Origin of the sequence: Pseudomonas sp. SJZ077 (assembly GCF_007993905.1) — a bacterium.
In the GTDB taxonomy this organism is placed as follows: domain Bacteria; phylum Pseudomonadota; class Gammaproteobacteria; order Pseudomonadales; family Pseudomonadaceae; genus Aquipseudomonas; species Aquipseudomonas mandelii.
Map to the genome: position 1 here is coordinate 206,801 of NZ_VIUJ01000004.1, position 12,766 is coordinate 219,566.

The 12,766-nt window shown below is 60.7% G+C and carries 10 protein-coding genes; 6 read left to right on the forward strand and 4 right to left on the reverse strand.

Features of this window, described 5'->3' with window-relative positions; translation table 11 throughout:
* Window positions 1-89 precede the first annotated feature (89 nt).
* Complete coding sequence (locus FBY01_RS09465; RefSeq protein WP_145307275.1) at window positions 90-863, reverse strand: class I SAM-dependent methyltransferase; 774 nt, start codon at window positions 861-863, stop codon at window positions 90-92.
* Window positions 864-1,057: 194 nt separating this feature from the next.
* Here FBY01_RS09465 and FBY01_RS09470 point away from each other — a divergent pair, with 194 nt between their 5' ends.
* From FBY01_RS09470 to pncA, 4 genes are all read left to right on the forward strand, one after another.
* Entirely contained in the window at window positions 1,058-1,588 is a 531-nt protein-coding gene (locus tag FBY01_RS09470) for a tetratricopeptide repeat protein (protein ID WP_083376824.1), read from the forward strand.
* A 66-nt stretch (window positions 1,589-1,654) separates the two neighbouring features.
* A complete protein-coding gene (locus tag FBY01_RS09475) occupies window positions 1,655-2,140 on the forward strand; it encodes an RNA polymerase sigma factor (RefSeq protein WP_010459999.1) in 486 nt (161 codons plus the stop codon).
* A complete protein-coding gene (locus FBY01_RS09480; protein WP_083376825.1) occupies window positions 2,137-2,904 on the forward strand; it encodes an anti-sigma factor in 768 nt (255 codons plus the stop codon). Before FBY01_RS09475 ends, FBY01_RS09480 begins: the two co-directional genes overlap by 4 nt.
* Before the next feature lie 49 nt (window positions 2,905-2,953).
* The gene (gene pncA, locus FBY01_RS09485; RefSeq protein ID WP_083376826.1) at window positions 2,954-3,583 is read left to right on the forward strand and encodes a bifunctional nicotinamidase/pyrazinamidase; all 630 of its coding nucleotides are present in this window, start codon (window positions 2,954-2,956) and stop codon (window positions 3,581-3,583) included.
* Between the two features lie 136 nt (window positions 3,584-3,719).
* Here pncA and FBY01_RS09490 read toward each other — a convergent pair whose 3' ends face one another.
* The 3 genes from FBY01_RS09490 to FBY01_RS09500 form a co-directional block, all read right to left on the reverse strand.
* Window positions 3,720-5,996, reverse strand: coding sequence for a hypothetical protein (locus FBY01_RS09490; RefSeq protein WP_145307277.1), 2,277 nt, complete (start codon window positions 5,994-5,996; stop codon window positions 3,720-3,722).
* A gap of 158 nt (window positions 5,997-6,154) precedes the next feature.
* Window positions 6,155-7,468: an ATP-binding protein gene (locus tag FBY01_RS09495; RefSeq protein ID WP_077748365.1), complete on the reverse strand. Its 1,314-nt coding sequence runs from the start codon at window positions 7,466-7,468 to the stop codon at window positions 6,155-6,157.
* A 4-nt stretch (window positions 7,469-7,472) separates the two neighbouring features.
* Entirely contained in the window at window positions 7,473-8,174 is a 702-nt protein-coding gene (locus FBY01_RS09500; RefSeq protein ID WP_010459989.1) for a response regulator transcription factor, read from the reverse strand.
* Window positions 8,175-8,468: 294 nt separating this feature from the next.
* Between FBY01_RS09500 and FBY01_RS09505 the strand changes: the two genes are divergently transcribed.
* Both FBY01_RS09505 and FBY01_RS09510 read left to right on the forward strand, forming a co-directional pair.
* A complete protein-coding gene (locus FBY01_RS09505) occupies window positions 8,469-9,626 on the forward strand; it encodes an efflux RND transporter periplasmic adaptor subunit (RefSeq protein ID WP_102593762.1) in 1,158 nt (385 codons plus the stop codon).
* Between the two features lie 14 nt (window positions 9,627-9,640).
* Entirely contained in the window at window positions 9,641-12,739 is a 3,099-nt protein-coding gene (locus FBY01_RS09510) for an efflux RND transporter permease subunit (protein ID WP_145307279.1), read from the forward strand.
* Window positions 12,740-12,766: the final 27 nt, after the last annotated feature.

Genomic DNA, 12,766 nt, shown 5'->3' on the forward strand with positions numbered 1-12,766 from the left:
CTTCGCGGGCAAGCCTCGCTCCTACGGGCCTACGGGCATACGGTGCCTTTGTAGGAGCGAGGCTTGCCCGCGAAGGCAGCACCGCCGATCTAACTGCCCTTCACCGCCACAAACGCCACGGTTTCATAAGGTACGGTCACCACATCCTTGCCGCGCAAGTCAGGCTCCCCGGCAATCAACGCCCGCATCTGTTCATCCACCCTCTCCCGCTGCTCCTCGGGCAACGCCGCAATAAAACTGGTCGAGCGCACGCGATTGAAGATCACATCTTCCGGCGCCCCCGTGTGCCCATGGCTGAAATACTGGGCTTGCAACGGCCCGAATGCCGGATGAGGAAAGGCCTGACGCCAGGCTCCCATGTAGTAGCGCGGCGTATCGCCTTCCAGCGCGTTGACGATCGCATCCAGTTTCGGCACCCAACTCACCTTGGTATCGCGCAGGTTCCACACCAGGCCCAGTCTGCCACCGGGCTTGAGGACCCGGGCGATTTCGGTCAGCGCTTCAGTGCTGGCAAACCAGTGAAAGGCCTGGGCGCAGACCACCACGTCCACCGATGCATCCGGCAGCGGCAAATCCATCGCGGTTCCGCTCACCGCCAACACATCGGGGAACGCGTCGGACAACTTCTCAAGCATCTGCGGCACCGGTTCCACGGCAATCACCTGCGCGCCGGTCGCGACCAGGCGCCCAGTGAATTTACCGGTGCCCGCGCCCAGATCGATCACGGTTTTGCCCGCGTTCAAGCCCAGGGTTTCGCTCAGCCACTCGGCCACTTGCGGCGGGTAGTCCGGGCGGCCGCGAACATAAGTATCGGCCCCGGTTTTGTAACCCGCAGCCGCAGAATGATGGACCTGATCTTTCATGGCAGTGCTCCTGAACAACAACGAATGCTGTCGAGCATAGCGCCTCGATTTGAGCTTTCCCCGCCAAAGAAATGAATAATTGTTCACCCTGCGGTGTTCTCCAATCAACGCCCCATGAGAATTGCCCCTGCGGCTGCCGCCTGCGGCCGGGGCGTGGTTTACACTCAATCGAATCAACTCGCCGAGCATTTTCCATGACTATCCGTTTTGCTGTTTTCACCGCCCCGCTGTTGCTCGCCGTTGCGTTGTCCGGTTCACTGGCCCTGGCCGATGGCGACGATGACGCTCCGGCCAAACCCAACTGCCCCAAAGGCCAGGTGTTCGACACCAAATCGCAGAAGTGCGTCATGCAAACCAGCAGCCTGGTCCCGGACGCTGACCGCACCGATTACGCCTACCGCCTGGCCAAGGACGGTCGCTACGAAGAAGCCCTGGCCCTGCTCGATACGCTCAAGAATCCAAATACGGCCAAGGCTCTGAACTACCGCGGCTATGCCACGCGTAAACTGGGGCGTACCGACGAAGGCATCGGTTATTACCTGCAATCGGTCAAACTCGACCCGCACTATGCGCAAGTGCGTGAATACCTCGGCGAGGCTTACGTGATCAAAGGTCGGCTGGACCTGGCGCAAGAGCAGTTGCAGCAGATCAAATCGATCTGTGGCAGTACGTGTGAGGAATATCAGGACCTGGCCGAAGCGATCAATGATTCATCGAAAACCTGACACACCGAACAGACGGAGGTCGCCATCGCCAGCGATCAGGCAATACGAACAGAACTGGGCCAGCATTTGGCGCGTTTATGGCGTTACGGCCTGCTGCTGTCCCGGCAACGGCATGTGGCCGAAGACCTGGTGCAAGCCACCTGCGTTCGGGCACTTGAGCGTGCCGGGCAGTTTGTACCTGGCACCCGCATGGACCGCTGGCTGTTGAGCATTTTGCATTCGATCTGGCTCAACGAAGTGCGCTCCCGACGGGTGCGCCAAGGTCAGGGCCTGGTCGATGCCGACAGCCAGTTGTCGGTTGACGGGGAATCGATAGCGCAGACCCATGTGCTCGCCGCCCAGGTCATCCGCCGGGTCGACGCCCTGCCCGAGGCCCAACGTGAAACGGTGTACCTGGCGTATGTCGAAGGCCTGTCGTATCGCGAAGTCGCCGAGGTGCTACAAGTGCCCATCGGCACCGTCATGAGCCGCCTCGCCGCCGCACGGGTGAAACTGGCTGAATATCCGCCACTGCACACAGTGCCGAACCCTTTCACGGGAGAACGTCGATGAACGAGCGCGCGACACCTTCGGACGAGGAACTGGTGGCGTACCTCGACGATCAGCTCGATGCCGACCAGCGCACCCGCATCGACGCGGCCGTCGCCGAAGACTCGACACTCAACTTGCGCCTGCAATGGCTGGCCCGCAGCAGCCTGCCGTTCAAAGAGGCTTATGACGAACTGGCCCAACAGGCGCCTGTCCACCGCTTGCAGTCGATGCTCGACACTTTGCCCTCGCCTGAACGTCCGGCCCTGAATCGACGCCGATTCCTCGCGGCGGCGGCCGGCCTGGTGGTGAGTGGCGTGGTGGCGGATCGATTGTTCCTTGCCTGGCAACTGAGTCAGGAGAAAAGCAACTGGCGGGGCCTGGTCGCCGACTATATGTCGCTGTATGTGCCACAAACCCTGGAACACTTGCCCGTCGACGAAGCCTCACAACGGGCGCAACTGCGAACCATCGACGCGCGCCTGGGCCTGAGCCTGACGCCTGCAAAACTGGCCCTGCCACGGTCCGATTTGAAGCGCGCGCAGATCCTCGAATACGACGGCATGCCGATCGCGCAGATTACTTATCTGGACCCGGCACATGGTCCGATTGCCTTGTGCGCCAAGCGCTCCAACAGTGGTAGCCGGCATTTTTCCCATGAGATTCGGCACAGGATGAATGTGGTGTATTGGGCAGACATGGAACATGCGTGGATGCTGATCGGGCATAACCCGGCGGCGGAACTGGAAGGCATGGCGAAATCGTTGCGTAGCCGACTTAGCGCGTGAGCGAAGTTGCCCTATGCTTGGCGTCTGTTTTCCAAGGAGGAACCTCCCCATGCCAAACGCTTCTCGCACAGCCTTGCTGGTCATCGACGTACAGAACGACTTCATCCCCGGGGGGCAACTGCCGGTGCCCGAGGGAGACTTGATCGTGCCCTTGATCAACCGCCTGGGCGACCGGTTCAAACAGGTCATCATTGCCCAGGACTGGCATCCACCCGGCCACGCCTCGTTCGCGTCCAGCCATCCGGATCGCGAACCTTACGAGGTCATCGAGCTGCCTTACGGCCCGCAAACACTGTGGCCGGATCATTGTGTACGGGCGACGGCAGGGGCCGAGTTACACAAGGATCTCAACCTGCCCCACGCGCAACTGATCATCCGCAAGGGCTGCAACCCGGACATCGACAGTTACTCGGCATTTCTGGAAGCGGATCGCAAGACCACCACCGGCCTGGCCGGCTATTTGAAAGAACGCGGCATCGACACGCTCTATCTGGTCGGACTGGCGCTGGATTTCTGCGTGATGTTCTCGGCGCTGGATGCGCGGGCAGCGGGTTTCAATGTGTTCGTGGTGTTGGATGCGTGCCGGGCGATTGACCTGGACGGATCGTTGGCGGCTGCGATCGAGCGGATGCAGGTGGCTGGCGTTGATCTGGTTTCAGCGGATCAAGTGCCGGGTTAACCCCGGCACCTGCCCACAAGGACTGCGATCGAGTGCGCCCCGACTCGAACGCAGTTTCGCAGGCTTGGCAGACGCTACCTGGAAATTGCAATCGCTCACTCACCGATAACCAAGTCTGTTCCGTTTCGGCCCCACACTAATCAGCCACTCTGAAATTATCGAGTGAGAACCAGTCCGGCGTAGGGCAGTGAAAATCCAGCCGAGCGATACCCGGTGCATCAAATGAAACATTCACCGGACCACCGTATGATGTCCCCAGTTTCTGTGTGCCCAGCAAGGCTCCAGCGGCGGTGTAATACGACACGGTGCTGTTGTCGTAATTGGAGCTGACGTGCCAGAAACTGATCCGTGAATAACTGTTCTTGAGTTTCAATTCCACGTTCACCGCCGCTGCGCCAAACGCTTCGCGACCGATGCTCAGCACCTGGTTTTCTACCTGTCCGGGAAACGATTCGCCAATTTCAGTGCGGGGGGTGACGGCAACCTCGCCTTCTCCCGACTTGAACGTGATTCGCATGCTGGACAGATCAATGACACCGCCGTGCCGCACCGTTTGGGTGGGCGCACCGTCAAAGTCCTCCAGAGGCTGAGCGGGCAGGTTCAATACTGTCAGTTCCTGCGTGGCAAACACCACGGCAGCGCTTTCATCGTCCTTGCCGTCGAACCCCACTTTCAACACCATTTGCAGCTGGCTTCCGGGCTTGAACTTCAGCAGCAGATCCCGTGGCACCGTGTTGTCCAGCCCGCCTATCTCCACATTCGTGACAGGTGCGCCCTGAGCGATAGGGATGACGTACTCGTTGCCATTTACATCAACACCGTGCAGGCGAAACCAACGCAATTGCCCAAGTCCTATCCCGGGCCATGGCGCGCATTGCGCCTGCACTGGGCCCGCAAACGAGCCGAGATCCAGCACCTTATTGCCGAGGGATTGAGGGATCGACGGCTTTGGCAGGCGCGGATCCTTGTCATTTATTCGATTGATCGTCACATCCAGTGAATCGCTGGCTTGCGCCGCAGTATCGCGGAGCAACGCCCAGGACAGGCTCATGACCGCACCATGATTGGCCATCAACATCTGTGGCTTGAGCAGAAAGTTCGCCCGATGGTTTTTGTTGAAGGCCATGGCGGCGAACGTCGGCGAGCCGAGACCGGGTGTACCTTCGGCCAACAGTCGGGCCTGATCACCGGGAACATCGTCAAGAAATTCCACACGAGCGGTCACGCCATCAACAAAGTCCAGTGGGTCCAGTGGAGTGCCCGCCCCCACCAGCGTTGGCGGTTGCAGCAAGGAGACAGCCTTGCCTTTGACGTCGACCTTCAACGCAATGGAACGATCAAGCCTATTGCCCTGACTCATGCGGGTGTAACTGAACACGGCAGTCCCGCCCGCAACTCGGGCGAATCGATCGTATGGAACGGACAGCGAATACATGAAAGGGACATTCTTGATTGTTTCAATGAGCGTCAACACGTCTTCCGGTTCCGATCCGTCGGCGCTGCGGAAGCGGCAAGTGAGGTGGATTTCGTCGTCTTTCAACCAACCGCGCGGCACGTAAACCTGCGCCGTGGCCGGTTTGCCCGCGAGTTTTTCAAGCTCGATGGTATCGGGATCGTCTTCGGCATCGGCGGGGTCTTCACTGACGATCGGTGGGTCATACCACGTGCCCTTCAGGTTGACGTACAGATACAGACTGGCCGAGTACGGGCTGTTGACATCCGGCCCGTTACCTACGCGATCGATCACTGTGTAATTGATGCGAAAACGCGGATTATCGCCAGCCGCAACAAATGTCGCTTCGTCGACCGTCATCTCGAGCCAACCCTGATCGACTTCAGGCTGGGTCACCGTGTGGTTGAGCACAATGGAATTGCAATCGAGCCGAATCTGGTCAAACGTCCTCATCAACGGATAGGACAGCGTAACGATAACGCCTTCGCTCGCCCGCTCAGGGTCCACGCCTTGATCCAGCACTTCTGACTCGACTTCAATCGATAGCTCCGAATGACCTTCCTCGCCAGGAAACTGATCCACGAGGCCGGGGCGCTGCGCATGGAATAACACTCGCAACGGCGCCGAAGCGTCGATCTCGGTGCCTGCGCGATCAAGCAAGCAATCGAGCGTATTGAGCCCGTCCGTCCAGTGCCGGGTCTGCACGTAAACAGTCGCACGCTTGTCTTCTTCACCCGACATCACGGGGAATGAGGCCACCGTTGCGCCGTTGAGCTGCAGCTTGAAGGTGTCACCGGCTTGTGCGAGGGACGAAGGCTCGATGAACACTTTGACCCCTTCCGGATACAGGTAAGTCAACGCCAGTGGCAGCCCGGCGTCGACGCCGTCCGGCCCCGGAATCGGTTCTTTCATTCCCGGAATGAGGGGTTTGTCGAGGGTGAATGTGGTCATCGTATTCATGGGAAAGTCCCTGTAGGCCGGGCTGCGATGGCTGGATAGAAAAGAGCACGTCCTTTTTATTCAACACCGCCCGGCCGATGACCGCTACTGTCAGATCTGACAGGTACAGCACCTTAAAAACCTGAATGACTACCTTTAGTCTGAAAACGCGCCTGACCTTAAACCGAAGTGCTGGCCGGCGTCGGCAACCACAATTTGAACCGCGCTCCGCCCAGCGGCGATGCCTCAACGGTCAGCGTGCCACCCTGTGCTTCCAGCGCCCGGCGACTGATCGCCAGCCCCAGGCCAAATCCGCCCGTTGCCCGATCCCGGCTGCGATCCAGTCGATAGAACGGTTCAAAAATCCGCTCGCGCTCATCGTCGGGAATGCCGATACCGTCGTCATCGACCCAGATTTCACACCCTTTCGGACAGACCTTTACGCCAATCTGAATGCGCTTTTCGCAATAGCGCATGGCATTGCGCAGCAGGTTCTGTATCGCGCGAGCCGTCAGTCGCGGGTCCAGCACGAAGCGTTCAAGCTGCCCATGCAGCAGCACGTCGATCACGATGTCCGGCGACTCCAATTCTTCATCGACGCTGCCCAGAATGCTGTCGATGAACTCGTCCAGCGACACTTCAACCTGCTCCGGCAGCCGCGCCGGGTTTTGCAGTCGGCTGTAGGACAACAGTTCCAGGACCAATTCATCCAGTTCCCGTATGTGCGCGACCAGCCCCAGCAGGCGCTCGCGACTGGCAGCCGGCAAGTCGTCGGACAGCGCCAGGGCCAGGCCGAAGTCCAGGCGCGTCAGCGGTGTGCGCAGTTCGTGGGACACGGCGTTGAGCAAGTCGCGTTGCTGGTTGAGCAGGTTTTCGATGTCGCCGGCCATGGTGTCGAAGACAGTGGCCAGGCTGCCAATGTTGGAGTGCGAGGAGATCTGCGTGCGTTCGCCGAGGTGGCCCTTGCCGAAACGTTCGGCGGTGCCTTTGAGCCGTTCCAGATCGCGCCAGTGCGGACGCAGCCACAGCAACAGGCAGGCGAGCATGGTCGCGCCGATCAGGACGTTGATGCTCCAGTACAACAGGCTGACGTCCATCGGGTCCGGCGGTACGACCATTTCGACAACGGACTGCTCATTCAGCGGTGCCACGGCGAGCGTGCGCCAGCCCCAGTCGCCGATGCGCACGATGTTCTCGCCACGCTGCAAACGCTGGCGCTCCTGGAGGGTGAAGTCGGGATCGTCATGGCGGGTCAGAACGATGCGCAGCGGGGCAAACTCCTTGTCCATTTCAGTCGCCAACGCTGGCCATTGAGCTTCCGGCACGGCATGGAACTGTTTGACGATGAGGGTTTGCAGCCCGCGCGAATAATCGAGGTTGTAGGTGACGAACCGTTCATGGAAGAGCTTGATCACCAAGTCCGGCATCAGGTAGATCGCCGCGCTGTACGAGACGATCATCACCAGATAGAGGCGAAACAGGATCCTGAACATCGTCTCAGCATTCCCACTCGGAACGGCTGAACAGGTAGCCCTTGCCCCACACGGTCTTGATCTTGCGCGCCTCGCCCGCGTGGTCGTCGAACTTGCGCCGCAACTTGGAAATCGCCACGTCCACCGAGCGGTCGGTGCCGTTGAATTCGATGCCGCGCAGGCGTTGCAGGATCTGGTCGCGGCTCAGCACTTCGCCGGCATGCCGGGCCAGCACCACCAGCAGGTTGTATTCACCGCTGGACAGCTCCACCAGCTGATCGCGCCAAGTCACGGTGCGCTCGGACAAGTCGATGCACAAGTTGCCCATGAGAATGCGGTCGTTGGCGGTCTGCGGTTCGCTGAGGCTGCTGCGGCGCAGCAGCGTGCGCACGCGGGCCAGCAAGACGCGGGGCTCGCAGGGTTTGGTGACGTAGTCGTCGGCGCCCATTTCCAGCCCCAGCACCTGGTCGTGGCTGTCATCGCGAGCGGTCAGCATCAGGATCGGCAGCGTGGCCGAATCCGCCCGCAGCAAGCGGCAGACTTGCAGGCCATCGAGCCCGGGCAGCATCAGGTCGAGGATGACCAGGTCCGGCGGATTGACCCGCGCCCGCTCGCGCACGTGGTCGCCACGGCTGATCACACTGACGCTATAGCCATTGCGTTCCAGGTAGCTGGCAATCAGTTCGGAGAGCGCGGTGTCGTCTTCGACCAGGAGGATGTTGGGCATGGGTGTTTCCAGAAAGTGCAGTGGCGACCTTTGGGGCCTCTTCGCGGGCAAGCCTCGCTCCTACAGGGAAATGCGCATACCCGCTCCAACGAGGGAATGCGATTAACGGTAGGAGCGAGGCTTGCCCGCGAAGGTGGCCTGACAGGCGCAAAAAGTTTCAAGCGGCCAAGGATATACGCCCCCGCACGCCCGCGAGCAAAACCCTTACACAATTTCACACAGCACCAACAAAGCTTCACCGCTACTCTCCTCGCCTCCCCGTAGGATGCGGGCAGTCATTATTGGGGTAATTACATGTCAAAGAACCTGCTTGCCAAGCTCAGCCTGATGGCGCTGGCATTGACGCTGAGCGCTTGTGACAAGTCCTCGAACGCCGAAGAACAGGCGCCTCTGGCCACGGTGCGCGTCGAAACAGTCGAAGCCCGGCCCCTGTCGATCACCAGTGAACTGAGCGGGCGGATTGCCGCGCCACGGATTGCCGAAGTCCGCGCCCGGGTCGCCGGCGTCGTGTTGCAACGCACCTTTCGCGAAGGCAGCGACGTCAAAAAAGGCGATGTGCTGTTCCGTATCGACCCGGCACCCTTCAAGGCTGACCTCGACAGCGCCGAAGCGTCCTTGCGCAAGGCTGAAGCCAATGCGTTCCAGGCCAAATTGCAGGAACAGCGTTATGCCCAGTTGATCGAAGGCAACGCCATCAGCGGCCAGGATTACGACAACGCCCGGGCCAGTGCCCGGCAAACCGCTGCTGATGTCGCCGCCAACAAGGCCGCCGTGGACCGGGCGAAACTCAACCTCGGCTACGCCACCGTCACCGCACCGATTTCCGGGCGCATCGGCCGCGCGCTGGTGACCGAAGGTGCGCTGGTCGGGCAGAACGAAACCACGCCGCTGGCACTGATCCAGCAGCTGAACCCGATTCACGCCGACCTCACCCAATCGACCCGGGAACTCAACGACCTGCGCCGTGCCTTCCGTTCCGGGCAGTTGAAGGAAGTGGGCCAGGGCCAGGCCAAAGCCACGCTGATTCAAGATGACGGCAGCCTTTACCCGCTGCCGGGCAAGCTGCTGTTCACCGACATCACTGTCGACCCGGGCACTGGCCAGATCATCGTGCGCAGCGAGTTTCCCAACCCGGACCTCGACTTGCTGCCGGGCAGCTTCGTGCGGGTGCGCCTCGAACAAGCCGTCAATCAGCAAGGCATCAGCGTACCGCAGCGGTCCATTCAGCGTGACAGCGCCGGCATTGCCCAGGTGTTGGTGATCGACGCCGAGCAGCGTATCGGCCAGCAAACGGTAGAACTGGGCGCGGTACAGAACGATCGCTGGATCGTCACCGCCGGCCTTAACCCCGGCGACCGCATCGTCACCGAAGGCCTGCAACACGCCAAGCCCGGTGAAAAAGTCCAGATCGACAACACCCCTCTTCCACTTGCCCAGGTTTCTGGTCAGTAAGCAGGACGCTTTTTATGCCGCAGTTCTTTATCGATCGCCCGGTGTTCGCCTGGGTGGTTGCCCTGTTCATCCTGCTGGCCGGCGCCTTGGCCATTCCTCAGTTGCCGGTGGCGCAATACCCCGACGTCGCGCCGCCGCAGATCGAAATCTACGCCGTGTACCCCGGCGCTTCGGCGCAGACCATCGACGAGAGCGTAGTCAGCCTGATCGAAGAAGAGCTCAACGGCGCTGATCACCTGTTGTATTTCGAATCCCAGAGCAGCCTCGGCAGCGCCACCATCAAGGCCACTTTCCAGCCGGGCACCCACCCGGAAATGGCTCAGGTCGACGTGCAAAACCGGCTGAAAGTCGTGGAGTCGCGGCTGCCCCAAGCGGTCAATCAGCAAGGCTTGCAGGTGGAGAAAGTCTCCGCCGGTTTCCTGTTGTTGATCACCCTGACTTCCAGCGACGGCAAGCTCGACGATGTGGCGCTCAGTGATTACCTGGCGCGCAACGTGATGAACGAGATCAAGCGTCTGGACGGCGTCGGCAAAGCCCAGTTGTATGGCGCCGAACGGGCGATGCGCATCTGGATCGACCCGCAGAAGCTGATCGGTTTCAACCTGACACCGGGCGACGTCAACGCCGCCATCGTCGCGCAGAACGCCCAGGTCTCGGCCGGCAGCATCGGCGATTTGCCGACGCGCACCACCCAGGAAATCACCGCGACCATTCTGGTAAAAGGCCAATTGTCGACGCCGGAAGAATTCGCCGACATCGTCCTCAAGGCCAACCCTGACGGTTCCACCGTGCGCATCAAGGACGTGGCGCGGGTCGAGATCGGCAGCCAGGAATATCAGTTCGGCACGCGCCTGAACGGCAAGCCTTCCACCGCCGTCAGCGTACAGTTGGCGCCGGGCGCCAATGCGCTGAGTACCGCGACCCTGGTGCGCGCGAAGATGGATGAACTGGCGCGCTACTTCCCGGCGAACGTGGAATACAAGATTCCTTACGACACCTCGCCGTTCGTCAAAGTCTCGATCACCAAAGTGGTTTACACCCTCGGCGAGGCGATGCTGCTGGTGTTTGCGGTGATGTTCCTGTTCCTGCAGAACATCCGCTACACGCTGATCCCGACGCTGGTGGTGCCGGTGGCGCTGATGGGCACGTTTGCGACCATGCTCGCGCTGGGCTTCTCGATCAACGTGCTGACCATGTTCGGCATGGTACTGGCCATCGGCATTCTGGTGGATGACGCCATCGTGGTGGTGGAAAACGTCGAGCGGATCATGGCCACCGAAGGCCTGTCGCCCAAAGAGGCGACGCGCAAGGCGATGAAGCAGATTACCGGGGCAATCATCGGCATCACCCTGGTGCTGGTGGCGGTGTTTATTCCGATGGCGTTCATGCAGGGCTCGGTCGGGGTGATTTACCGACAGTTCTCGCTGTCGATGGCCACCTCGATCCTGTTCTCCGCCTTCCTTGCGCTGACCCTGACCCCGGCGCTGTGCGCGACGCTGCTCAAGCCGATTGCCAAGGGCGAGCATCACGAAAAGAGCGGGTTCTTTGGTTGGTTCAACCGTGGTTTCGATCGTTTGACCGAGCGTTATCAAGGTTGGGTGGCGTATGCACTGAACCGCACGGGCCGTTATCTGCTGATCTACGGCGTGCTGCTGATTGGTCTGGGCCTGTGTTTCAGTCGCCTGCCCTCCTCGTTTCTGCCGGTTGAGGATCAGGGCTACACCATCACCGACATTCAGCTACCACCGGGCGCGAGCAAAAACCGCACGGTCAAGGTCGTGGAACAAGTTGAAGCGCACAACGCCACTGAGCCGGGTGTCGGCGACAGCACAGTGATTCTCGGTTTCAGTTTTTCCGGCAGCGGACAAAACGCCGCGCTGGCATTTACCACGCTGAAGGATTGGTCGGACCGGGGCAGCGACGACTCGGCGAGTTCGATTGCCGACCGCGCCAACATTGCCCTGAGTCAGATAAAGGATGCGGTGGCCTTCTCGGTGCTGCCGCCGCCGGTTGACGGTCTCGGCACTTCCAGCGGTTTCGAATTCCGCTTGCAGGACCGTGGCGGCCTCGGTCATGCCACGCTGATGAAAGCGCGGAGCGAATTGCTCGCCGCCGCCGAGAAAAGCCCGATCCTGATGAACGTCCGTGAAAGCGCGCTGGCCGAGGCGCCGCAAGTGCAGCTGGAAGTCGACCGCAAACAGGCCAACGCTTTGGGCGTGTCCTTTGCCGACATTGGCAACGTGCTCTCCACGGCGGTCGGTTCGGCCTACATCAACGACTTCCCCAATCAGGGGCGGATGCAACGGGTGGTGGTTCAGGCTGAAGGCGATCAACGCAGCCAGGTGGCCGATCTGCTGAAGATCCACGTGCGTAACGACGGCGGAAAAATGGTGCCGTTGTCGGCCTTCGTCCAGGCGAAATGGACCCAAGGCCCGGCGCAGTTGACCCGTTACAACGGCTACCCGGCGATCAGCATTTCCGGCGAGCCGGCGCCCGGCCACAGCACCGGCGAAGCCATGGCGGAAATCGAGCGGCTGGTTGCACTCGGCCCGGCCGGGTTGGGTCAGGAGTGGACCGGGTTGTCTTTGCAGGAACGTTTGTCCGGCAGTCAGGCACCGATTCTGCTCGGGCTGTCGCTGTTGATCGTGTTCCTCTGCCTGGCGGCGCTGTATGAAAGCTGGTCGATTCCGACATCGGTGCTGCTGGTAGTGCCGCTGGGTGTGCTCGGCGCCGTGCTGGCCGTGACCTTTCGCGGGATGCCCAACGACGTGTTCTTCAAGGTCGGACTGATCACCATCATTGGCCTGTCGGCGAAGAACGCGATCCTGATCATCGAATTCGCCAAGAGCCTGTACGACGAAGGGCATGACTTGGTCGACGCCACGCTGCAAGCCGCGCGCTTGCGGTTGCGGCCGATTGTGATGACGTCGCTGGCGTTCATTCTGGGTGTGGTGCCGTTGGCAATTGCTACCGGGGCCAGTTCGGCGAGTCAGCAAGCAATCGGCACCGGGGTGATCGGCGGGATGATCACAGCGACGCTGGCGGTGGTGTTTGTGCCGGTGTTTTTTGTGGTGGTGATGAAGCTGGTCCGCAAACGCCATAAAGACATCTAACCCACCACATATCCCCTGCGGGAGCGG

Coding starts and splice junctions, on each gene's coding strand:
- FBY01_RS09510 (WP_145307279.1), top strand. CDS start 9,641: ATGCCGCAGTTCTTTATCGATCGCCCGGTGTTCGCCTGGGTGGTTGCC.
- FBY01_RS09505 (WP_102593762.1), top strand. CDS start 8,469: ATGTCAAAGAACCTGCTTGCCAAGCTCAGCCTGATGGCGCTGGCATTG.
- FBY01_RS09500 (WP_010459989.1), bottom strand. CDS start 8,174: ATGCCCAACATCCTCCTGGTCGAAGACGACACCGCGCTCTCCGAACTG.
- FBY01_RS09470 (WP_083376824.1), top strand. CDS start 1,058: ATGACTATCCGTTTTGCTGTTTTCACCGCCCCGCTGTTGCTCGCCGTT.
- FBY01_RS09480 (WP_083376825.1), top strand. CDS start 2,137: ATGAACGAGCGCGCGACACCTTCGGACGAGGAACTGGTGGCGTACCTC.
- FBY01_RS09490 (WP_145307277.1), bottom strand. CDS start 5,996: ATGAATACGATGACCACATTCACCCTCGACAAACCCCTCATTCCGGGA.
- FBY01_RS09495 (WP_077748365.1), bottom strand. CDS start 7,468: ATGTTCAGGATCCTGTTTCGCCTCTATCTGGTGATGATCGTCTCGTAC.
- pncA (WP_083376826.1), top strand. CDS start 2,954: ATGCCAAACGCTTCTCGCACAGCCTTGCTGGTCATCGACGTACAGAAC.
- FBY01_RS09465 (WP_145307275.1), bottom strand. CDS start 863: ATGAAAGATCAGGTCCATCATTCTGCGGCTGCGGGTTACAAAACCGGG.